We start from the raw sequence: 21,090 nt of genomic DNA, 5'->3' as shown, positions 1-21,090 counted from the left end.
GCCAGGAGAGGTTATGGTTGCGGTAAGAAGCGCACATTTGAATACGGCTGGCGAGTTCGCGCTGGATCAATGGATCACCACGCTGGGGATCGCTAACCCGCAATCATGTGAACGTCTGGCCGATACCTGGCGCTATTGCGAGGCCGTTACCCAATCTCACCCCGACCAGTCGCTGCTGTTGTGGCGCGGCATTGAAATGGTCGAAATCCTGTCGATGCTCAGCATGGATAACGACACGCTGCGCGCCGCGCTGGTGTTTCCGCTGGCGGATGCCGGCGTGGTGTCGGAAGAGAAGCTGGAGGAGACCTTCGGCAAAGCGATCGTTTCGCTGGTGCATGGCGTGCGTGATATGGACGCTATCCGCCATCTGAAAGCTATTCACAACGATTCGATGGCCTCGGAGCAGGTGGATAATGTGCGGCGCATGCTGCTGGCGATGGTGGAAGATTTCCGCTGTGTGGTCATTAAGCTGGCGGAGCGCATCGCCCATCTGCGTGAAATGAAAGACGCGCCGGAAGATGAGCGCGTACTGGCGGCGAAAGAGTGTACTAATATCTACGCGCCGTTAGCCAACCGTCTCGGCATCGGCCAGCTGAAATGGGAGCTGGAAGATTTCTGCTTCCGTTATCTGCATCCCGATGAGTACAAGCGCATCGCCCGGCTGCTGCACGAACGCCGCATCGATCGCGAACAGTATATCGAATCCTTCGTCGAGAGCCTGCGCACCGAGATGACCCGTGAAGGGGTCAAGGCGGAGGTCTATGGCCGTCCGAAGCATATCTACAGCATCTGGCGCAAAATGCAGAAGAAGTCGCTGGCGTTCGACGAGCTGTTCGACGTGCGCGCGGTGCGCATCGTCGCCGAGCGTCTGCAGGATTGCTACGGCGCGCTGGGCATCGTGCATACCCTCTATCGCCATCTGCCGGACGAGTTCGACGACTACGTCGCTAACCCCAAACCTAACGGCTATCAGTCGATTCATACCGTGGTGCTGGGCCCCGGCGGCAAGACGGTGGAAATTCAGATCCGCACGCGTCAGATGCATGAAGACGCGGAGCTGGGCGTGGCCGCCCACTGGAAATACAAAGAGGGCGGCACCGGCGGCCAGGCGCGCGGCGCGCAGGGCCATGAAGAGCGTATCGCCTGGCTGCGCAAGCTGATCGCCTGGCAGGAGGAGATGGCGGACACCGGCGAGCTGCTGGAAGAAGTACGCAGCCAGGTGTTTGACGATCGCGTGTATGTCTTTACGCCGAAAGGCGACGTGGTCGATCTGCCGGCCGGCTCGACGCCGCTCGATTTCGCCTATCACATTCACAGCGATATCGGCCATCGCTGCATCGGCGCCAAAATCGGCGGCCGTATCGTGCCCTTTACCTATCAGCTGCAGATGGGCGATCAGATTGAGATCATTACCCAGAAGCAGCCGAACCCGAGCCGCGACTGGCTGAACCCTAATCTGGGCTATGTCACCACCAGCCGTGGACGCTCCAAGATCCATGCCTGGTTCCGCAAGCAGGATCGCGATAAGAATATCGTGGCCGGCCGTCAGATCCTTGATAACGAGCTGAATCAGCTGGATATCAGTCTGAAAGAGGCGGAAAAGCTGCTGCTGCCGCGCTATAACGTCTCCACGCTCGATGAGCTGCTGGCGGCGATTGGCGGCGGCGATATTCGTCTGAACCAGATGGTTAACTTCCTGCAGGCGAAGCTGAATAAGCCGAGCGCGGAGGAGGAAGATCGTGAAGCGCTGCGTCAGCTGACGCAGAAGAGCCATACGCCGCAGCGTTCCGGGAAAGAGAGCGGGCGCGTAGTGGTGGAAGGGGTGGGCAACCTGATGCACCATATCGCCCGCTGCTGCCAGCCGATTCCGGGTGACGATATTGTCGGCTTTATCACCCAGGGGCGCGGCATTTCCATCCACCGCGCCGACTGCGACCAGCTGGCTGAGCTGATATCCCATGCGCCGGAGCGCATTGTCGATGCGGTCTGGGGAGAGAGCTACTCGACCGGCTATTCGCTGGTGGTACGCGTAACCGCTAACGATCGCAGCGGGCTGCTGCGCGATATCACCACCATTCTCGCCAATGAGAAGGTGAACGTGCTGGGCGTTTCCAGCCGTAGCGATACCCGTAAGCAGCTGGCGACCATCGATATGGATATTGAGATCTACAACCAACAGGTGCTGGGCCGGGTGCTGGCGCGCCTGAATCAGGTTCCTGACATCATCGACGCCCGTCGTCTGCACTGATTGACCGGCATAGGCGCACCCGCTGCGTTTATGCCGGTATCCTGTTCTGATTAATAAGGTTTTACTATGACTGCTCTTGAACGTCTGCTGACGATTATGCAGACCCTGCGCGATCCGCAGCGCGGCTGCCCCTGGGACCGCGAGCAAACTTACGCCACCATCGCCCCCTATACCCTGGAAGAGACTTATGAAGTGATTGACGCCATTCAGCGCGAAGATTATGACGATCTGCGCGGCGAGCTGGGCGATCTGCTGTTTCAGGTGGTGTTCTACGCGCAGATAGCGCGCGAGGAAGGCCGTTTTACCTTTGATGATATTTGCCACGGCATCGCCGACAAGCTGGAACGTCGTCATCCGCATATTTTCGCCGATGCGCAGGTGCAGGATAGCGAGGAGGTGCTGCATAACTGGGAGCAGATTAAGCAGCAGGAGCGGGCGGAGAAAGCGCAGCATTCGGCGCTGGATGATATTCCGCAGGCGCTGCCTGCGCTGATGCGCGCGCAGAAGATCCAGAAGCGCTGTCGCAGCGTCGGCTTCGACTGGACGACGCTGGGGCCGGTGGTGGACAAGGTGCATGAAGAGATCGATGAGGTGATGCACGAGGCGCAGCAGGCAGTGGTGGATGAAGCGAAACTGGAGGAGGAGGTGGGCGATCTGCTGTTCGCGACCGTTAATCTGGCGCGTCATCTCGGCACCAAAGCGGAGACGGCGTTGCAGAAGGCGAACGTGAAGTTTGAGCGCCGTTTTCGTCAGGTGGAAGCGATTATCGCCGCGCAGGGCATGCACATGAGCGATGCCACGCTGGATCAGATGGAAGCCGCCTGGCAGCAGGTGAAAGCGGGCGAGAAAGCGGCGGGTTAGCTGCGAGAGGGTGAGGGGCGGACAAAAAAAGCGCGTCCGCCGCCTTACTGCCAGGCGTTTATAACTGTCGCCGTTGGTTATGCGCTGGTGTAAACACCTGAAAACCACCCTGATGCCGTCAGCAGGGCGAAGGCCGCAGCGTAAAGATGTCGTCAATCCATCTCTGGCGCCTCCGCCGTGTCATCCCTGACGCGGCGGCTTGACTTCGTGACCTCCGCCTTACCTCCCAGGCTTTAGGACGGGTATGTCAGAAAATCCGTTGTCTGTCTTGCGGGTTTTAGATGCTGGTTTGCCAGAGACCTCTTTATTCACTTTCCCTCTTGCAAGGCGTGTTATCAGCAAGCCTTTTACTCCCACGTTAGCCTGTCTCGCTTTCCGGTCGTCCCCGCAGGTTAACTCCCCGACAACCCAGCGTTGGCGGAAGGAGAGCGGTGGGGCAAAAGGCGGCCCCCGGGCCAACCGTTTTCCGCCTCGACAGGCCAGGCCCCTTCCCAAGCTTACACGTTTCAGCTTTTAGCGAAAAAGTTTCTCTCCCTATGACGCAAATCAACCCTTTCCGCGTATGGCTTCGCTAAGGTAGGCCGTCACGAGCAGTCGCGGCGGCGGAGAATGATCAATTGTGGCTCAGGGGCGAATCCGGTATACTGTTTTCCCGTCCTGGTTATTCCACCGTCTTTAAACCTCAACTCTCAGGTTCAGCATGACAACGAACTATATTTTTGTGACCGGCGGGGTCGTATCCTCTCTGGGTAAAGGCATTGCCGCAGCCTCCCTCGCAGCCATTCTCGAGGCGCGTGGCCTGAACGTGACCATCATGAAACTGGACCCGTATATCAACGTGGATCCCGGTACGATGAGTCCGACTCAGCACGGCGAAGTGTTCGTTACTGACGACGGCGCTGAAACCGATCTGGATTTAGGTCACTACGAGCGCTTTATCCGCACCCGGATGACGCGCCGCAATAACTTTACCACTGGCCGCATCTATTCTGAGGTGCTGCGCAAAGAGCGTCGCGGCGATTATCTCGGCGCCACCATTCAGGTTATTCCGCATATCACTAACGCCATCAAAGAGCGCATCATCGAAGGCGGCGAAGGCCACGATGTTGTTCTGGTGGAAATTGGCGGTACCGTCGGCGATATCGAATCTCTGCCGTTCCTCGAAGCGATCCGCCAGATGGCGGTCGATGTGGGGCGTGAACATACCCTCTATATGCACCTGACGCTCGTGCCCTACATGGCGGCGGCGGGTGAGGTCAAAACCAAACCGACCCAGCACTCGGTTAAAGAACTGCTCTCTATCGGCATCCAGCCGGACGTGCTGATTTGCCGTTCCGACCGCGCCGTGCCGGCTAACGAACGTGCGAAAATCGCGCTGTTCTGCAACGTGCCGGAGAAAGCGGTTATCTCTCTGAAAGACGTTGATTCCATTTATAAGATTCCTGGCATGTTGAAATCTCAGGGCCTGGATGATTATATTTGTAAACGATTCAGCCTGAACGTGCCGGAAGCTAACCTCTCCGAATGGGAGCAGGTCATTTATGAAGAAGCGAATCCGGGCGGCGAAGTGACTATCGGCATGGTCGGCAAATATGTCGAACTGCCGGATGCGTATAAATCCGTGATTGAAGCGCTGAAGCATGGCGGACTGAAAAATCGCGTAACGGTAAACATCAAGCTGATCGACTCGCAGGATGTGGAATCGCGCGGCGTTGAAGTACTGAAAGATCTGGATGCGATCCTGGTGCCGGGCGGCTTCGGCCCGCGTGGTATCGAAGGCAAAATCCTGACCGCCCAGTATGCGCGCGAAAACAACATTCCTTACCTGGGCATCTGCTTAGGGATGCAGGTTGCGCTGATGGAATTCGCCCGTAACGTTGTCGGCATGGCTGATGCCAACTCAACGGAATTTGTGCCAGACTGTAAATATCCGGTGGTGGCGTTGATCACCGAGTGGCGTGATGAGAACGGCAATGTAGAAGTGCGTAGCGAGCAGAGCGATCTGGGCGGCACCATGCGTCTCGGCAGCCAGCAGTGCCAGCTGACGGAAAACAGCCTGGTGCGCCAGATGTACGGCACCGACACCATTGTGGAACGCCATCGCCATCGTTACGAAGTCAACAACATGCTGCTGAAGCCTATCGAAGCGGCGGGTCTGCGCATCGCGGGCCGCTCAGGGGACAATCAGCTGGTTGAGATTATCGAAAACCCGAACCACCCGTGGTTTGTTGCGTGTCAGTTCCATCCGGAATTCACCTCAACGCCCCGCGATGGTCACCCGCTCTTTGCCGGCTTTGTGAAGGCGGCAAGCGAGTACCAGAAGCATCAAGTGAAGTAAGCGTTTTTATAACAGCGCGCGAACTTTCCGCGCGCTGTTTGTCTGAGTTTTAGCTTAACTTGTACTGAGGAAAAACTAATGTCCAAAATCGTTAAAGTCATCGGTCGTGAAATCATCGACTCACGTGGTAACCCGACTGTTGAAGCTGAAGTTCATCTGGAAGGCGGTTTTGTCGGTATGGCTGCCGCGCCGTCAGGGGCTTCTACCGGTTCTCGCGAAGCGCTGGAACTGCGTGACGGCGACAAATCACGTTTCCTGGGTAAAGGCGTTACCAAAGCAGTTGGCGCGGTTAACGGCCCGATTGCTGAAGCCATCCTGGGCAAAGATGCGAAAGATCAGGCGAACATCGATAAAATCATGATCGACCTGGACGGCACCGAAAACAAATCTAACTTCGGCGCTAACGCGATTCTGGCGGTTTCTCTGGCCAACGCCAAAGCTGCAGCCGCAGCGAAAGGCATGCCGCTGTATGAGCATATTGCTGAACTGAACGGTACTCCGGGCAAATTCTCTATGCCGCTGCCGATGATGAACATCATCAACGGCGGTGAGCATGCCGACAACAACGTCGACATTCAGGAATTCATGATCCAGCCGGTTGGCGCTTCCAGCGTGAAAGAAGCGATCCGCATGGGCTCTGAAGTGTTCCACCACCTGGCGAAAGTACTGAAAGCCAAAGGCATGAACACCGCAGTAGGCGACGAAGGTGGCTACGCGCCGAACCTGGGCTCCAACGCCGAAGCGCTGGCTGTTATCGCAGAAGCGGTAAAAGCAGCGGGCTACGAGCTGGGCAAAGACATCACGCTGGCGATGGACTGCGCGGCTTCTGAGTTCTACAAAGACGGCAAATACGTTCTGGCTGGCGAAGGCAACAAAGCGTTCACCTCTGAAGAGTTCACCCACTTCCTGGAAGATCTGACCAAACAGTATCCGATCGTGTCCATCGAAGATGGCCTGGACGAATCTGACTGGGAAGGCTTCGCTTACCAGACCAAAGTGCTGGGCAACAAAATCCAGCTGGTGGGCGACGACCTGTTCGTGACCAACACCAAAATCCTGAAAGAAGGCATCGAGAAAGGCATCGCTAACTCCATCCTGATCAAATTCAACCAGATTGGCTCCCTGAGCGAAACGCTGGCTGCAATCAAGATGGCGAAAGATGCGGGCTACACCGCCGTTATCTCTCACCGTTCAGGCGAAACCGAAGATGCGACCATCGCTGACCTGGCGGTAGGTACCGCTGCCGGCCAGATCAAAACCGGTTCTATGAGCCGTTCTGACCGCGTAGCGAAATACAACCAGCTGATTCGTATCGAAGAAGCGCTGGGTTCTAAAGCGCCGTTCAACGGTCTGAAAGAAGTTAAAGGTCAGTAATTGACTCAATTCCCGGCTGCGCGCTGATGGCGCGCTCTGCGGATTTTCTGAAAAGCCCCGTTTCGCGACGGGGCTTTTTTATTTTTGTCAGCATAATCATGTGATTGGCGCCCGGGGTGCCGTTTCCAGAATCGTCTGGTTTGGCTTAAGGAAGGGTCAATTATTTATAAAAGTATGTAAACCTTACCGCATTAAATTGTAATGATACGGAAGGTTTACTATGAAATACCGTGCTGACATAGACGGTCTACGGGCGCTCGCCGTGCTGCCCGTGATCGCCTACCACCTGGGGATGACCGGCATACCCGGCGGCTTCACCGGGGTAGAATAACCTGCTGCCGGCGCAGTTCACCGAACTGGGCAACAGCGCCATCGCTACCACGCTTTTCTCGTCAAACATCTTCTTTTGGCAGCAGACCGGCTACTTTGCCGGCCCGGCAGAGCTTAAGCCTCTGTTGCATACCTGGTCGCTGGCGGTGGAAGAACAGTTCTATATTCTCTTCCCGATCGTGCTGCTGTTGGCCGTACGCTGGTTCCGTCACCGCGTTACCCAGGTGATGCTGGCGATCATTGCGGTGTCGTTCCTGCTGAGTATCGTCGGCGTGCTGAAAAAGCCTGATTTCACCTTCTATATGCTGCCTACCCGCGCCTGGGAACTGGCGATCGGCGGGCTTATCGCGGTCTCCACGCTGGAAACGCGCATGGCGGCTGTCAGCCAGCAGGTTAAGCACCTGATGAGCCTCGCCGGGCTGGCGCTGATTCTGTTCGGTTTCTTCTGGCTCAGCACCAGCAAGCCGTTTCCTTCATGGAACGCGCTCTGGCCCTGCCTTGGCAGCTTCCTGCTGATTCTGGCGGGCCGGGAAGCGGCGGTAAACCGCATTCTGGCGCTGAAGCCGGTGGTCTATATCGGCATGATCTCCTACTGCCTCTATCTCTGGCACTGGCCAATCATCGTTTACAGCAAGATGTTCCTGAATATGAGCGAAGGGATGCGCGACCTGCTGGTGATCGCTATGACTTTTGGACTGGCGATCGCGTCGCGTTACATTATCGAAATACCCTTTCGCTATAAGCTCTCCCGTATCAATCCGGTTGCCGTCTCGGCAGTATCGGTGCTGGGCCTGGTGCTGATCGCCTCTGTCACGCTGTATAAAAGTCATATCAGCAACGAATCGGGCAAGTTTTCCGACCAGGCGCTGGCGGTGGCGAAGTTCTCGCAATACCGCAGCAGCGATGAATATTTTTATCAGTTCCGTCTGGGCAAATGCTTTATCGATGGCAACACCGAGGCGAAAGGGCGTTACGATCGCGACTACTGCCTGAAAACCTCCGCCACGGAAAAAAATTATCTGCTGATCGGCGATAGCCACGGTGCCCATCTCTGGCGCGCGCTGAGCCTTGCGGCAGGAAAAAGCGTTAACGTGATGCAGGCGACTTCGGCAGGCTGTAAGCCGGTCTCGCACCAGAGCTTTAGTAACAAATGTACCGAGCTGATGGACTATGTTTACCAGCAGTGGCTGCCGGAGCATAAAGTCGACGGTGTGATTATCTCCGCGCGCTGGCTGCCGGAAGATATCGCGCCGCTGAAAGCGACGCTGGAAGCGCTGAAAGGGGTTACTAATAACATTACCGTTATGGGACCGACGATTGAGTATGCCGAGGCGCTGCCGGATCTGCTGGCCTATCAGGAGAACGGGCGTAAGGATCTGGTATCAAGTTCGATTAACCACAATATCAAAGGCATCGATCTGCGGCTGCAGCAGGCGGTGGCGGAAGAGAAGGTGGGTTATATCTCGGTTTACAACATTATGTGTCCCAACGATGTCTGCCATGCGCTGGCGTCAAACGGGCAGCCCAGCGCGTTTGATTACGGCCATTTCACGCTTAGCGGCGCCAATGACGTGGCGCGCCAGGCGATAGCGAAGATGCATAAAGACAAATTCATGTAATCCCCGGCCGCCCGCTACGGGCGGCTGATTATCTTCAGTTTGTGCCTTTTCTCCCGGGGACGTTTGGCGTCCCCTCCTTCATCTGCCATAATCTGCGCCCTTATTTCTCCTGACGTGAGTGCGTAATGCAGTACCCGATTAATGAAATGTTCCAGACGTTGCAGGGCGAAGGTTTTTATACCGGCGTTCCGGCAATTTTTATCCGCTTGCAAGGATGCCCGGTTGGCTGCAGCTGGTGCGATACCAAACATACATGGGATAAGCTGGCCGATCGGGAAACGTCGCTGGGCGATATTCTGATTAAAACCGTCGAGAGCGACGCCTGGGGCGCCGCCGATGCCGATGCGCTGCTGACGACCATCGCGCGTCAGCAGTGGACTGCGCGTCACGTGGTGATCACCGGCGGCGAGCCCTGCATTCATGATTTAACGCCGCTGACCGCCGCGCTGCAGCAGGCGGGCTTCAGCTGCCAGATTGAAACCAGCGGCACGCACGCGGTGCAATGTACGCCGGAAACCTGGGTGACGGTTTCGCCGAAGGTGAATATGCGTGGTGGCTATGACGTGCTGGATCAGGCACTGGTGCGCGCCGATGAGATCAAACACCCGGTGGCGCGTCAGCGTGACATTGATGCGCTGGAGGAGCTGCTGGCGCGGCTTGAGGATGAGAAAGCGCGCGTTATTGCGCTGCAGCCGATCAGCCAGAAAGAGGAGGCGACGCGTCTCTGCATCGCGACCTGCATCGCGCGCAACTGGCGTCTCTCAATGCAGACCCATAAATACCTGAATATCGCCTGATTAACGCCTGGCGGAGCGGGGGATGCCCCGACTCCGCGGGCTTTCCCCTTTCTCCTTGCTGCCTGGCGCAGCCGGCGGCTGCCGGCATGGCGCTTATTCGCCGCGATAGACGCAGCCGGCGGTGCAGGTCTCTTTGATCATCACCGCGCTCAACAGCGGCACGATCGGTTTCATCTGCTGCCAAATCCACTGCGCCAGCACTTCGCTGGTAGGGTTTTCCAGGCCCGGGATATCGTTCAGATAGTAGTGATCGAGGCGATCGTACAGCGGTTTGAAGGCGGCCTTCAGCTCGGCGAAATCCATAATCCAGCCGGTATAGGGATCGACGTCGCCGGTGATTTCAAGACGCACCAGGAATGAGTGACCGTGTAAACGTCCACATTTGTGGCCCTCAGGTACGTGCGGCAGACGGTGTGCGGCTTCGAACTGGAAATCTTTAAAAAGCGTGGTTGCCATGGTTGGTGTCTCAATTGTTGCAAAAACCGGCGAAGTCTACCGGAAAATGAGATTTTTCGCACCCGTTTCCCCCCGCTGGCTCATTTTAGCGCTATTTAAAAACGTCGCATAAAATAACTAATTGATAAATATGTCCATTTTTAAACAGTTAAAGCGTTAAGCGTTACCGCTAAAAGTGTTTAGGCGTTTTGGTTATTTATTATTTCTAACCCTTATTTACCGGTTAATATGCGACTCGGTAACCTACCTTATCTCCCGTCTCTGAACGGTTTGGAACCATTGATACTGGAATTTTCAAGGCAATGACGACTCAGGCACCCCCAGGTTCTTTGCTCCCGCTTAATGCGGAGCAGCTCGCCCGCTTGCAGGCGGCGACCAACGATTTAACGACGACGCAGCTGGCATGGATCTCCGGCTATTTCTGGGGGCGAGTCAACCAGACCCCTGAAGTCGGCTCTGCCGCTCAGCTTATCGCCGCGCCCGCCGAGGCGCCGGCCATTACCTTGCTTTCCGCCTCACAGACCGGCAATGCGCGCCGTGTGGCGGAGCAGCTACGTGATGACCTGCAGGCGGCAAAGCTGAACGTGAAGCTGGTGAATGCCGGCGACTATAAATTCAAACAGATCGCGCAGGAAAAGCTGCTGCTGATCGTCACCTCGACACAGGGCGAGGGCGATCCGCCGGAAGAGGCGGTCGCGCTGCATAAATACCTGATGTCGAAAAAGGCGCCGAAGCTGACTGACACGGCGTTTGCGGTGTTCGGCCTGGGCGATACCTCTTACGCCTTTTTCAGCAAGGCCGGCAAAGATTTCGATAGCCGCCTCGCCGAGCTGGGCGGTGAGCGCCTGCTGGATCGCGTCGACGCGGATGTGGAGTTCGCTGCCGAAGCGGAGAAGTGGCGCAAAGCGGTCGTCGCGCTGCTGCAACAGCGCGTGCCGACGGAAACCCCGGCGCAGGCCGCCGCCACCGCGAGCGGCAGCGTCAATGAAGTTTTCTCCACGCCCTACACCCGTGACGAGCCGCTGACGGCTACGCTGTCGGTGAATCAGAAAATCACCGGTCGCGCTTCGGATAAAGATGTGCGCCATATCGAAATCGATCTGGGCGACGCCGGGCTGCGCTATCAGCCGGGCGATGCGCTTGGCGTCTGGTATGAGAACGATCCGGCGCTGGTCAAAGAGCTGACTGAGCTGCTCTGGCTGCGCGGCGATGAAAGTGTCGAGGTAAAAGGCCAGACGCTGCCGTTGTCGCTGGCTCTGCAGCAGCATTTTGAGCTGACGGTGAACACGCCGCAGATTGTGGAGCAGTATGCGAAGCTGGTGCGCAACGAGCGCCTGCTGGCGCTGGCGGCGGATAAAGCGCAGCTGCAGCACTACGCGCAGACGATGCCGATTGTTGATATGGTGCGTCAGGCGCCCGGCGAGCTGAACCCGGAGCAACTGCTGGGGCTGCTGCGTCCGCTGACGCCGCGCCTTTACTCCATCGCCTCTTCGCAGGCGGAAACGGAAAGCGAAGTGCATATTACCGTTGGCGCGGTGCGTTATGAAATCGATGGCCGTCAGCGCGCCGGCGGCGCCTCCAGCTATCTGGCCGATCGGCTGGAAGAGGAGGGCGAGGTGCGGGTCTTTATCGAACACAACGATAATTTCCGTCTGCCTGCCGATCCTGACGCGCCGGTGATCATGATTGGGCCGGGCACCGGTATTGCGCCGTTCCGCGCCTTTATGCAGCAGCGTGAAAATGACGGCGCCGGTGGCAAAAACTGGCTGTTCTTCGGCAACCCGCACTTCACTGAGGATTTCCTCTATCAGGTGGAGTGGCAGAGATACGTTAAAGAAGGCTTGCTGACCCACATCGATTTGGCCTGGTCGCGCGACCAGCAGCATAAGATCTACGTACAGGACAAAATCCGCGAGAAAGGGGCGGAAGTGTGGCGCTGGCTACAGGATGGCGCCCATATTTATGTCTGCGGCGACGCCAACCGTATGGCGAAAGATGTCGAGCAGGCGTTACTGGAAGTGGTGGCTGAACAGGGCGGCATGGACCTTGAATCGGCCGATGAATTTTTAAGTGAGCTGCGCATTGAGCGCCGTTATCAGCGAGACGTTTACTGATGAGTGAAAAACACCCTGGACCGCTGGTCGTCGAAGGAAAACTTTCCGATGCGGAGCGCATGAAAAAAGAGAGCAATTTTCTGCGCGGCACCATCGCGGAAGATTTGCAGAATGGCCTGACCGGCGGCTTTAGCGGCGACAACTTCCTGCTGATCCGCTTTCACGGCATGTATCAGCAGGATGATCGCGATATCCGCGCCGAGCGCGCCGAGCAGAAGCTGGAGCCGCGTCACGCCATGATGCTGCGCTGTCGTCTGCCGGGCGGCATCATTACGCCGACCCAGTGGCTGGCTATCGAGAAGTTCGCAGCGGAAAACACCCTGTACGGCAGCGTGCGCCTCACCAACCGTCAGACTTTCCAGTTTCACGGCATTCTGAAGAAGAACGTGAAGCCGGCGCACCAGATGCTGCATGAAGTCGGGCTGGATGCCATCGGCACCGCCAACGATATGAACCGTAACGTGCTGTGCAGCTCCAACCCGATAGAATCCGCGCTGCATCAGGAAGCGTACGAGTGGGCGAAGAAAATTTCCGAGCATCTGCTGCCGCGCACCCGTGCCTATGCGGAAATCTGGCTGGATGAGAAAAAGGCGGCGACCACCGACGAAGAGCCGATCCTCAGCTCTACCTATCTGCCGCGCAAATTTAAAACCACCGTGGTAGTGCCGCCGCATAATGACGTCGATCTGCACGCTAACGATATGAACTTTATCGCCATCGCGGAAAACGGCAAGCTGATCGGCTTTAACCTGCTGGTGGGCGGCGGCCTGTCGGTGGAGCATGGCAACAAAGAGACCTACGCCCGCACCGCCAGCGAGTTCGGCTTCCTGCCGCTGGATAAAACCCTGGCGGTGGCGGAAGCGGTGTTGACGACTCAGCGTGACTGGGGCAACCGCACCAACCGTAAAAACGCCAAAACCAAATATACGCTTGAGCGCGTCGGCGTAGAAACTTTTAAAGCGGAAGTGGAAAAACGCGCCGGCATGACCTTCGGCCCGATCCGCCCGTACGCTTTTACCACCCGTGGCGACCGCTTCGGCTGGGTGAAAGGCATCGACAACAAGTGGCACCTGACGCTGTTTATTGAGAACGGCCGCCTGATGGATTATCCGGGACGCCCGCTGAAAAGCGGCGTGGCGGAGATTGCGAAGGTACATCAGGGCGACTTCCGCCTGACCGCCAACCAGAATCTGATTGTCGCCGGCGTGCCGGAAAGCGAAAAGGCGCGGATCGAAGCGATCGCCCGCGCGCATGCGCTGATGGAGAACGTTACCGCGCAGCGTGAAAACTCCATGGCCTGCGTGGCATTTCCGACCTGTCCGCTGGCGATGGCCGAGGCGGAGCGCTTCCTGCCCGCGTTTGTGACGCGCGTTGAAGCGATCATGACGAAGCACGGCGTTGGCGAAGAGCATATCGTGCTGCGCGTCACCGGCTGTCCTAACGGCTGCGGCCGCGCCATGCTGGCGGAGCTGGGTCTGGTAGGCAAGGCGCCGGGCCGCTATAACCTGCATCTTGGCGGCAACCGCATCGGCACGCGTATTCCGCGCATGTACCGCGAAAACATTACCGAAGATGAAATTCTGGCCACTATCGATGAGCTGGTAGGACGTTGGGCGCAGGAGCGCGCGCCGGGCGAGGAGTTTGGTGATTTCACCCTGCGCGCCGGCATCGTCAAACCGATCGTCGATCCGGCGCGGGATTTCTGGGAATAAACGGAGGAGAGCATGTCTGTACTCGATCTCGCAGCACTGAATGCGTTGCCCAAGATAGACCGCGTTATGGCGTTAGCCGACGTCAACACGCAGCTGGAAAAGCTGTCCGCCGAAGATCGCGTGATCTGGGCGCTGGAGAACCTGCCGGGCGAGTTTGTTCTCTCTTCCAGCTTCGGCATTCAGGCGGCGGTATCGCTGCATCTGGTCACGCGCCAGAAGCCGGACATTCCGGTGATCCTGACCGATACCGGCTATCTGTTTCCGGAAACCTATCGTTTTATCGATGAGCTGACGGAGACGCTCGGCCTGAACCTGAAGGTGTTCCGCGCCGAGCAGTCGGCGGCGTGGCAGGAAGCGCGCTACGGCAAGCTGTGGGAGCAGGGCGTCGAAGGCATTGAGCGCTACAATGACATCAACAAGGTGGAGCCGATGAACCGCGCGCTGGAAACGCTGGGCGCGCAGAGCTGGTTCGCCGGCCTGCGGCGGGAGCAGTCTGGCAGCCGCGCCCATTTGCCGGTGCTGGCGGTGCAGCGTGGCGTCTTTAAGGTGCTGCCGATTATTGACTGGGACAACCGCCAGGTTTATCAGTATCTGCAGCAACATGGCCTGCATTACCATCCGCTGTGGGAAGAGGGCTATCTCTCGGTGGGCGATACCCACACCACACGCAAGTGGGAACCGGGCATGGCGGAAGAGGAAACGCGCTTCTTCGGTCTCAAGCGCGAATGCGGCCTGCATGAGTAGGCGGCTGGTAACGCATTGATCTTCGCAGGCGGCCTCCAGGCCGCCTGTTTTCTTTTGGCTCCCGCATAATCCGCCGTTGTTTCTCCACCCTCGCGCCTTCAGCCCCAGCTTTCCGCCATCGTTTCGCGCCACGCCGTTGATAACCAGACGTTTCCGCCAGGCCGCACGCGTGAAAAACTTTACACTGCTGAAGCTGCGGCACGCTTTGGCCGCGCAAAACGGTCTGTTTCTGTTAAAAAGGGATAGTTGTAATGAAAGGAAAACAACGCATCATCTGGATGGCGGCAGCGCTGGCATTAGCGCTGCTGTTTTTATCCTGCTATACGGTCAACGAAGGGGAGCGCGGCATTGTTCTGAGGTATGGCAAAATCGTTAAGGTGGCCGAGCCGGGGCTGGGCTTTACCATTCCGCTGGTAGAAAGGGTAAGCAAGATCACCCTTCGCAACCAGGCGCGGCTGTTTAAAGCCATGCAGGCCTACAGCCGCGATCAGCAGCCAGCCGTGATGACGGTATCGGTGAATTATCATATTCCCGCATCTGAAGTGGAGGCGGTCTATACCCGCTACTCCACCCTTGAAAATATGAACGAGCGGCTGATCGCTCGCCAGATCCCGACGCAGCTGGAAAACGTTTTTGGCCAGTATACCGCCATCAGCGCGGTGCAAGATCGCGCCCGGCTGGTGCAGGATATGCAGATGGCGCTGCGCGACGCGGTTGACGGGCCGGTGGTGATAGATTCGGTGCAGATTGAGAATATCGACTTTTCTGACGCTTATGAAAAATCGATTGAGGATCGCATGAAGGCGGAAGTGGCGATCGCCACCCGCCGGCAGAACCTCGAGACAGAAAAAATTCAGGCGCAGATCGCCGTAACGCGCGCGCAGGCGGAAGCGGAGAGCCGGTTGGTCGCCGCGCGATCGGAAGCGGAATCTATTCGCCTGAAGGGCAGCGCCGAAGCGGAGGCGATTCGTCTGAGAGGCGAGGCGCTGCGCAATAATCCGGCGCTGGTTAGCCTGATCACCGCCGAGCGCTGGGACGGCAAGCTGCCGGAAACCATGCTGCCCGACGGCGGCGTGCCGTTTATCAACGCCAAACCCACGAAGTAGAAAGCGCGGGCGGGCCGGGCAGGCCCGCCGCGCTTACGCTTCCGCCAGCGCTTTCAGCGCTTCAGTGGTCATCGATACGTTGACCTTAACCACTTCATACTGCGCCACCGCCACGAAGGGATCCTCGCCCAGGATGGTGTCCAGACGGTTGCGATCGATATCTTTCGCCAGGATCACGCCGCCGGTGCGCGGATCTTTACGGCCGGCGGCCAGGAATACGCCCGCCTCAAAGTAGCGTTTGACCCAGTCGATATGCGCCGATGTCAGCGCCTCAACCTCTTCCATCGGCCGGTGATAGTTCAGGTTAATTACGTACATTACGTCTCCTTTTTTACGCGGGGAGGATTGGCCAGTTCGTTAATCAGCGGAAGCAGAATACGCACGCTGTCGCGGGTGCGGACGCTGATGCGGCCTGGCAGCCACTGGTCAAGATAGTTCAAATTATCCAGCCCGGTTTGATGATGGCTGGTGCCCTGCGGAAAATGACGGGAAACGGCCCGCTGCTGGCTGCCATCTTTTTTGCCCAGCGTCCAGTTGGTAGCCCGCACCGTCAATAACGGGAAGCCCGCCTGGTCAAACGCGTTCGTCTCCGGCGAGGAGACGCTATGAAGCGGACGCTTATCGGCGCTGATGCCGTAACGGTGGGCGATATCAAGCGCCCGATCGCGCGTCTGCTTGATTACCGCTGAGGCGGTGTTCTTGCCGCTGTTGAAGTAGAGCTTGTCGCCGACGATCAGGCTGTTCAGATCGATCACCAGCAGCGTGTTTTTACGATCGGCAGCTTTCATGCGCGCGATATAGTCATCGCAGCCGTGCAATTCATTTTGCCAGGCGCTGAGCGCCACAAAGCGAATGCCGTAGTGCAGCGGCGTCTGGCTCAGCTGGCGCGCCAGCTCCAGCATCACCCCCAGACCCGAGGCGTTGTCATCCGCTCCCTGCAGACGCAGGCCGCCGAGATTTTTCTCCGTCTCGGCTTCGCTGAGCGGACGCCAGGTATCAAGATGGGCGACCACCAGAATCTCCTGCGGCACCGCGCCGGCGCGGGCGGCGATAACCGAGGTGGCGGTAAGATTGCGCCAGTGCGTTTTGCCGTCGTTGCCGCGCCACGGCGCTTTGGTGTTGAAATTGCGCTTGTCGCTTTGATAACCCATCTCGGCAAACTGCTGCTGCAGATAGTCGGCGGCGAGCATTTCCGCCGGGCTGCCCGCCATGCGGCCGGGGAACCAGGTAGCGATATGACGTAATTGCTGTTCGGCGAACTGACCGGGCGCCGGCACGGCGGCGCTGGCCGGCAGGCTGATACCGCAGCTGAGCAGCGTGGCCAGCGCGGTCAGGCGGAGGAAGGAAAACATACCAAGTCCTTAAACGTCATCCCATGACGCTGAAGCGAAATAATTTTGCATCGATAGTATGAAATTGTGACACGCATTGCACAATTTCAATCGTTCTTAAATGCCCGAAATATCACCTGTTAAGCACCTTTTGTTCGAAGCTCTGCCGTGGCGTTATTCCATTCGGTAACTACTCATTCCAATTCGTAATTTCATCTGCCGGAAGCAGCAGTCGTATAGTCGCGTTAACTTTTTGTTATTCAAGTAAGGCTGACGTGGATTATCTTCCTATATTTGCCGATCTGAAAGCAAAGCCGGTGCTGGTTGTCGGCGGCGGCGATGTGGCGGCGCGAAAAATTGAGCTGCTGCGGCGCGCAAGCGCGCGCGTGCAGATAGCCGCGCGTGAACTCTGCGCCGAGCTGCAGGAACTGGCGGACAATCAGCAGGTGGAATGGCTGGCGACGGAGTTTGCCGAAACGCAGCTGGACAGCGTTTATCTGGTGATCGCCGCTACCGATGACGGCGCGCTTAACGCGCGCGTGTTCGAGGCGGCGAATCAGCGTCGGCTGCTGGCTAACGTGGTCGACGACCAGCCCAAATGTTCTTTTATCTTCCCCTCGATCGTCGATCGCTCGCCGCTGGTGGTGGCGATCTCCTCCAGCGGCACCGCGCCGGTGCTGGCGCGCATGCTGCGTGAAAAGCTGGAGGCGCTGCTGCCCGCCAATTTGGGGCAGATGGCACAGGTAGCGGGCGAATGGCGCGACAAGGTCAAACAGCGTTTCAGCAAAATGTCCGACCGCCGCCGCTTTTGGGAGCGCGCCTTCAACGGCCTGTTTGCCAGCCAGATGGCGGCAGGCAACGTGCAGGGCGCGAAGCAGACGCTGGAGGCGCAGCTGACGGAGACGCCGCAGCAGCAGGGCGAAATCATTTTAGTCGGTGCCGGTCCGGGCGACGCGGGGCTGCTGACGCTGCGCGCGCTGCAGGTGATGCAGCAGGCGGATGTGGTGCTGTATGACCATCTGGTCAGCGACGAGATCCTTGATTTGGTGCGGCGTGACGCCGACCGGCTCTGCGTTGGCAAACGCGCCGGCGCACATTCGGTGGCGCAGGAAGAGACCAATCGTCTGCTGGTGCAGCTGGCGAGCAAAGGCAAGCGCGTGGTGCGCCTGAAAGGCGGCGATCCCTTTATCTTCGGCCGCGGCGGCGAAGAGCTGCAGGCGGCACAGGAGGCGGGCATTCCGTTCCAGGTGGTACCGGGTGTGACGGCGGCATCAGGTGCCACCGCCTATGCGGGTATCCCGCTGACTCACCGCGACTATGCGCAGAGCGTGCTGTTTATTACCGGGCACTGCCGCGCCGACGGCGACGCCATCGACTGGCCGTCGCTGGCGCGCGCGCGTCAGACGCTGGCCATCTATATGGGGACGGTAAAAGCGGCGGAAATCGCCCAACAGCTGATCGCCCACGGCCGCGCGGCGACGACGCCGGTGGCGGTGATTGGACGCGGCACGCGCCAGGATCAGCAGGTATTCACCGGCACGCTGGCTGAGCTGGAGACGCTGGCGCAGCAGGCGCCGACGCCCGCGCTGCTGGTGATCGGCGAGGTGGTGAATCTGCATGCCCAGCTGGCCTGGTTTCAACATTCAGCACAGCAGGTGGGCCGCGATGCCGCCGTTGTGAATTTGGCTTAAGGAAACATTATGGATCAAAAACGACTGACTCATCTGCGTCAACTGGAGGCGGAGAGTATCCATATTATCCGCGAAGTGGCGGCTGAATTTGGCAATCCGGTGATGCTCTACTCCATCGGCAAAGATTCATCCGTGATGCTGCATCTGGCGCGCAAAGCCTTCTATCCCGGCACGCTGCCGTTCCCGCTGCTGCATGTCGATACCGGCTGGAAATTCCGTGACATGTATGCGTTCCGCGACCGCACGGTAAAAGCGATCGGCGCGGAGCTGATTGTGCATCGCAATCCGGAAGGCGTGGCGATGGGTATCAATCCCTTCGTCCACGGCAGCGCCAAGCATACCGACATCATGAAAACCGAAGGGCTGAAGCAGGCGCTGAACAAATATGGTTTTGACGCCGCTTTCGGCGGCGCGCGCCGCGATGAGGAAAAATCGCGCGCCAAAGAGCGCATTTACTCTTTCCGCGACCGTTTTCACCGCTGGGACCCGAAAAACCAGCGCCCGGAGCTGTGGCACAACTACAACGGCCAGATCAACAAAGGCGAAAGCATTCGCGTGTTTCCGCTCTCTAACTGGACCGAGCTGGATATCTGGCAGTACATCTTCCTGGAAAACATCGACATCGTTCCTCTTTACCTGGCGGCGGAGCGTCCGGTGCTGGAGCGCGACGGCATGCTGATGATGATTGATGACGATCGCATCGATCTTCAGCCGGGCGAGGAGATCACCCAGCGCATGGTGCGTTTCCGCACCCTGGGCTGCTGGCCGCTGACCGGCGCGGTGGAATCCGCCGCGCAGACGCTGCCTGAGATCATTGAAGAGATGCTGGTTTCCACCACCAGCGAGCGACAAGGCCGCATGATCGACCGCGACCAGGCTGGCTCAATGGAGCTGAAGAAACGTCAGGGCTATTTCTGAGGAGACGCCAGATGAATACCGTTATTGCACAACAGATCGCCGATCAGGGCGGGGTGGAAGCCTGGCTGCATGCGCAGCAGCATAAAAGCCTGCTGCGTTTTCTTACCTGCGGCAGCGTCGACGACGGCAAAAGTACGCTGATCGGCCGCCTGCTGCACGATACACGGCAGATCTATGAAGATCAGCTCTCGTCGCTGCACACCGACAGCAAACGTCACGGCACCCAGGGTGAGAAGCTCGATCTGGCGCTGCTGGTGGATGGCCTGCAGGCGGAGCGTGAGCAGGGCATCACCATTGATGTCGCCTATCGCTATTTCTCAACGGAAAAGCGCAAATTTATTATCGCCGACACGCCGGGACATGAGCAGTATACCCGCAATATGGCTACCGGCGCCTCGACCTGCGACCTGGCGATCCTGCTGATCGACGCCCGTAAAGGGGTGCTGGATCAGACGCGCCGCCATAGCTTTATCTCCACGCTGCTGGGCATTAAGCATCTGGTGGTGGCGGTCAATAAGATGGATCTGGTGGCATATAGCCAGGATCGCTACGAGCAGATCAAACAGGATTATCTGGATTTCGCCGCACAGCTGCCGGGCGACCTGGATATTCGCTTTGTGCCGATGTCAGCGCTGGAAGGGGACAACGTCGCCACGCAAAGCGGCGCGATGAACTGGTACAGCGGCCCGACGCTGCTGGACGTGCTGGAGACGGTTGAGGTTAACCGCGTAGTGGAAAGCCAGCCGATGCGTTTCCCGGTGCAGTACGTCAGCCGCCCTAATCTCGATTTCCGCGGCTATGCCGGTACGCTGGCCTCGGGCATTCTGCGTGTCGGCGATCGCGTTAAGGCGCTGCCGTCGGGCGTGGAGTCCTCGGTGGCGCGCATCGTGACCTTTGATGGCGACCTGCCGGAAGCGGGTCCGGGCGAAGCGATCACTATCGTGCTGAGCGATGAGATCGATATCAGCCGCGGCGATCTGCTGGTAAGGGCGGATGAGACGCTGAAAGCGGTGCAGGGCGCGGCGGTCGACGTGGTGTGGATGGCCGAGCAGGCGCTGGCGCCGGGGCAGAGCTTCGATGTCAAAATCGCCGGCAAGAAAACCCGCGCGCGCATCGAAAGCATCGACTATCAGGTCAATATCAATAACCTCACCCATAACAGCGAGGTCGCATCGCTGCCGCTGAACGGTATCGGCCTGGTTAACATTACCTTTGACGAGCCGATGGTGATCGACCCTTACCAGCAAAATCCGGTGACCGGCGGTATGATCTTTATCGATCGTCTCTCTAACGTTACCGTCGGCGCGGGCATGATCCGCCAGCCGCAGCAGGATACGCCGACCGTCGGCCACGGCGATTTTTCCGCCTTCGAGCTGGAGCTGAACGCGCTGATTCGTCGGCATTTCCCGCACTGGGAAGCGCGCGATTTACGCAATCTGGGCGCCAAATAA

Annotated in this window: 17 protein-coding genes; 13 read left to right on the top strand and 4 right to left on the bottom strand. The window is 58.3% G+C overall.

All coding sequences use genetic code 11. The annotated features are described in order from the left end of the window. Positions 1-13: 13 nt before the first annotated feature. The 4 genes from relA to eno all read left to right on the top strand — a co-directional run bounded on the left by relA (position 14) and on the right by eno (position 6,821). A complete protein-coding gene (relA, locus tag C2E15_RS16850) occupies positions 14-2,248 on the top strand; it encodes a GTP diphosphokinase (protein WP_104958385.1) in 2,235 nt (744 codons plus the stop codon). Between the two features lie 66 nt (positions 2,249-2,314). Beyond that, the gene (gene mazG / locus C2E15_RS16845) at positions 2,315-3,109 is read left to right on the top strand and encodes a nucleoside triphosphate pyrophosphohydrolase (RefSeq protein WP_104958384.1); all 795 of its coding nucleotides are present in this window, start codon (positions 2,315-2,317) and stop codon (positions 3,107-3,109) included. Positions 3,110-3,809: 700 nt separating this feature from the next. Then, on the top strand, positions 3,810-5,447 hold the full coding sequence (gene pyrG / locus C2E15_RS16840) for a glutamine hydrolyzing CTP synthase (RefSeq protein ID WP_104958383.1): 1,638 nt from the start codon (positions 3,810-3,812) through the stop codon (positions 5,445-5,447). 78 nt (positions 5,448-5,525) lie between these two features. Beyond that, positions 5,526-6,821: a phosphopyruvate hydratase gene (eno, locus tag C2E15_RS16835; RefSeq protein WP_104958382.1), complete on the top strand. Its 1,296-nt coding sequence runs from the start codon at positions 5,526-5,528 to the stop codon at positions 6,819-6,821. Positions 6,822-7,068: 247 nt separating this feature from the next. Here the strand turns inward: eno and C2E15_RS22125 are convergent, their stop codons facing one another. After that, positions 7,069-7,221: a hypothetical protein gene (locus tag C2E15_RS22125; RefSeq protein ID WP_245912303.1), complete on the bottom strand. Its 153-nt coding sequence runs from the start codon at positions 7,219-7,221 to the stop codon at positions 7,069-7,071. Positions 7,222-7,276: 55 nt separating this feature from the next. On the opposite strand from C2E15_RS22125, the gene C2E15_RS16830 reads away from it, so the two are divergent. Together C2E15_RS16830 and queE are read left to right on the top strand one after the other, a co-directional pair. After that, positions 7,277-8,770 carry an acyltransferase family protein gene (locus C2E15_RS16830; protein ID WP_245912302.1) on the top strand — a complete coding sequence of 498 codons (1,494 nt, stop codon included), beginning with the start codon at positions 7,277-7,279 and terminating at the stop codon, positions 8,768-8,770. A gap of 125 nt (positions 8,771-8,895) precedes the next feature. Next, complete coding sequence (queE, locus tag C2E15_RS16825; RefSeq protein WP_104958381.1) at positions 8,896-9,567, top strand: 7-carboxy-7-deazaguanine synthase QueE; 672 nt, start codon at positions 8,896-8,898, stop codon at positions 9,565-9,567. Between the two features lie 93 nt (positions 9,568-9,660). On the opposite strand, the gene queD is transcribed toward queE, so the two are convergent. Next, a complete protein-coding gene (gene queD / locus C2E15_RS16820) occupies positions 9,661-10,023 on the bottom strand; it encodes a 6-carboxytetrahydropterin synthase QueD (protein ID WP_104958380.1) in 363 nt (120 codons plus the stop codon). A gap of 302 nt (positions 10,024-10,325) precedes the next feature. On the opposite strand from queD, the gene cysJ reads away from it, so the two are divergent. The 4 genes from cysJ (at position 10,326) to C2E15_RS16800 (ending at position 15,699) form a co-directional block, all read left to right on the top strand. Further along, positions 10,326-12,137 carry an NADPH-dependent assimilatory sulfite reductase flavoprotein subunit gene (cysJ, locus tag C2E15_RS16815; RefSeq protein ID WP_104958379.1) on the top strand — a complete coding sequence of 604 codons (1,812 nt, stop codon included), beginning with the start codon at positions 10,326-10,328 and terminating at the stop codon, positions 12,135-12,137. Beyond that, positions 12,137-13,849: an assimilatory sulfite reductase (NADPH) hemoprotein subunit gene (gene cysI / locus C2E15_RS16810; protein WP_104958378.1), complete on the top strand. Its 1,713-nt coding sequence runs from the start codon at positions 12,137-12,139 to the stop codon at positions 13,847-13,849. Before cysJ ends, cysI begins: the two co-directional genes overlap by 1 nt. A 12-nt stretch (positions 13,850-13,861) precedes the next feature. Next, positions 13,862-14,593, top strand: coding sequence for a phosphoadenylyl-sulfate reductase (locus C2E15_RS16805; protein ID WP_104958377.1), 732 nt, complete (start codon positions 13,862-13,864; stop codon positions 14,591-14,593). 251 nt (positions 14,594-14,844) lie between these two features. Continuing rightward, positions 14,845-15,699 (top strand): prohibitin family protein, encoded by an 855-nt coding sequence (locus tag C2E15_RS16800; protein WP_104958376.1) that lies wholly within the window; start codon positions 14,845-14,847, stop codon positions 15,697-15,699. 33 nt (positions 15,700-15,732) lie between these two features. Here C2E15_RS16800 and C2E15_RS16795 read toward each other — a convergent pair whose 3' ends face one another. Together C2E15_RS16795 and C2E15_RS16790 are read right to left on the bottom strand one after the other, a co-directional pair. Beyond that, a complete protein-coding gene (locus C2E15_RS16795; protein ID WP_104958375.1) occupies positions 15,733-16,017 on the bottom strand; it encodes a YciI family protein in 285 nt (94 codons plus the stop codon). Beyond that, positions 16,017-17,051 (bottom strand): aminopeptidase, encoded by a 1,035-nt coding sequence (locus tag C2E15_RS16790; protein ID WP_104958374.1) that lies wholly within the window; start codon positions 17,049-17,051, stop codon positions 16,017-16,019. The genes C2E15_RS16795 and C2E15_RS16790 overlap by 1 nt, the downstream gene beginning before the upstream one ends. 254 nt (positions 17,052-17,305) lie before the next feature. Between C2E15_RS16790 and cysG the strand changes: the two genes are divergently transcribed. Genes cysG through cysN form a run of 3 tightly spaced genes read left to right on the top strand, consistent with a single transcriptional unit; the run spans position 17,306 to position 21,090 of the window. Further along, complete coding sequence (cysG, locus tag C2E15_RS16785; protein ID WP_104958373.1) at positions 17,306-18,721, top strand: siroheme synthase CysG; 1,416 nt, start codon at positions 17,306-17,308, stop codon at positions 18,719-18,721. A gap of 9 nt (positions 18,722-18,730) precedes the next feature. Further along, positions 18,731-19,639 (top strand): sulfate adenylyltransferase subunit CysD, encoded by a 909-nt coding sequence (cysD, locus tag C2E15_RS16780; RefSeq protein WP_104958372.1) that lies wholly within the window; start codon positions 18,731-18,733, stop codon positions 19,637-19,639. 11 nt (positions 19,640-19,650) lie between these two features. Then, positions 19,651-21,090, top strand: coding sequence for a sulfate adenylyltransferase subunit CysN (gene cysN, locus C2E15_RS16775; protein WP_104958371.1), 1,440 nt, complete (start codon positions 19,651-19,653; stop codon positions 21,088-21,090).

The sequence above is a fragment of the Mixta gaviniae genome (genome assembly GCF_002953195.1).
GTDB classification, from domain to species: Bacteria; Pseudomonadota; Gammaproteobacteria; order Enterobacterales; family Enterobacteriaceae; genus Mixta; species Mixta gaviniae.
The sequence above is the reverse complement of the archived record's forward strand: the minus strand, read 5'-3'. Positions and strand labels throughout refer to the sequence as shown.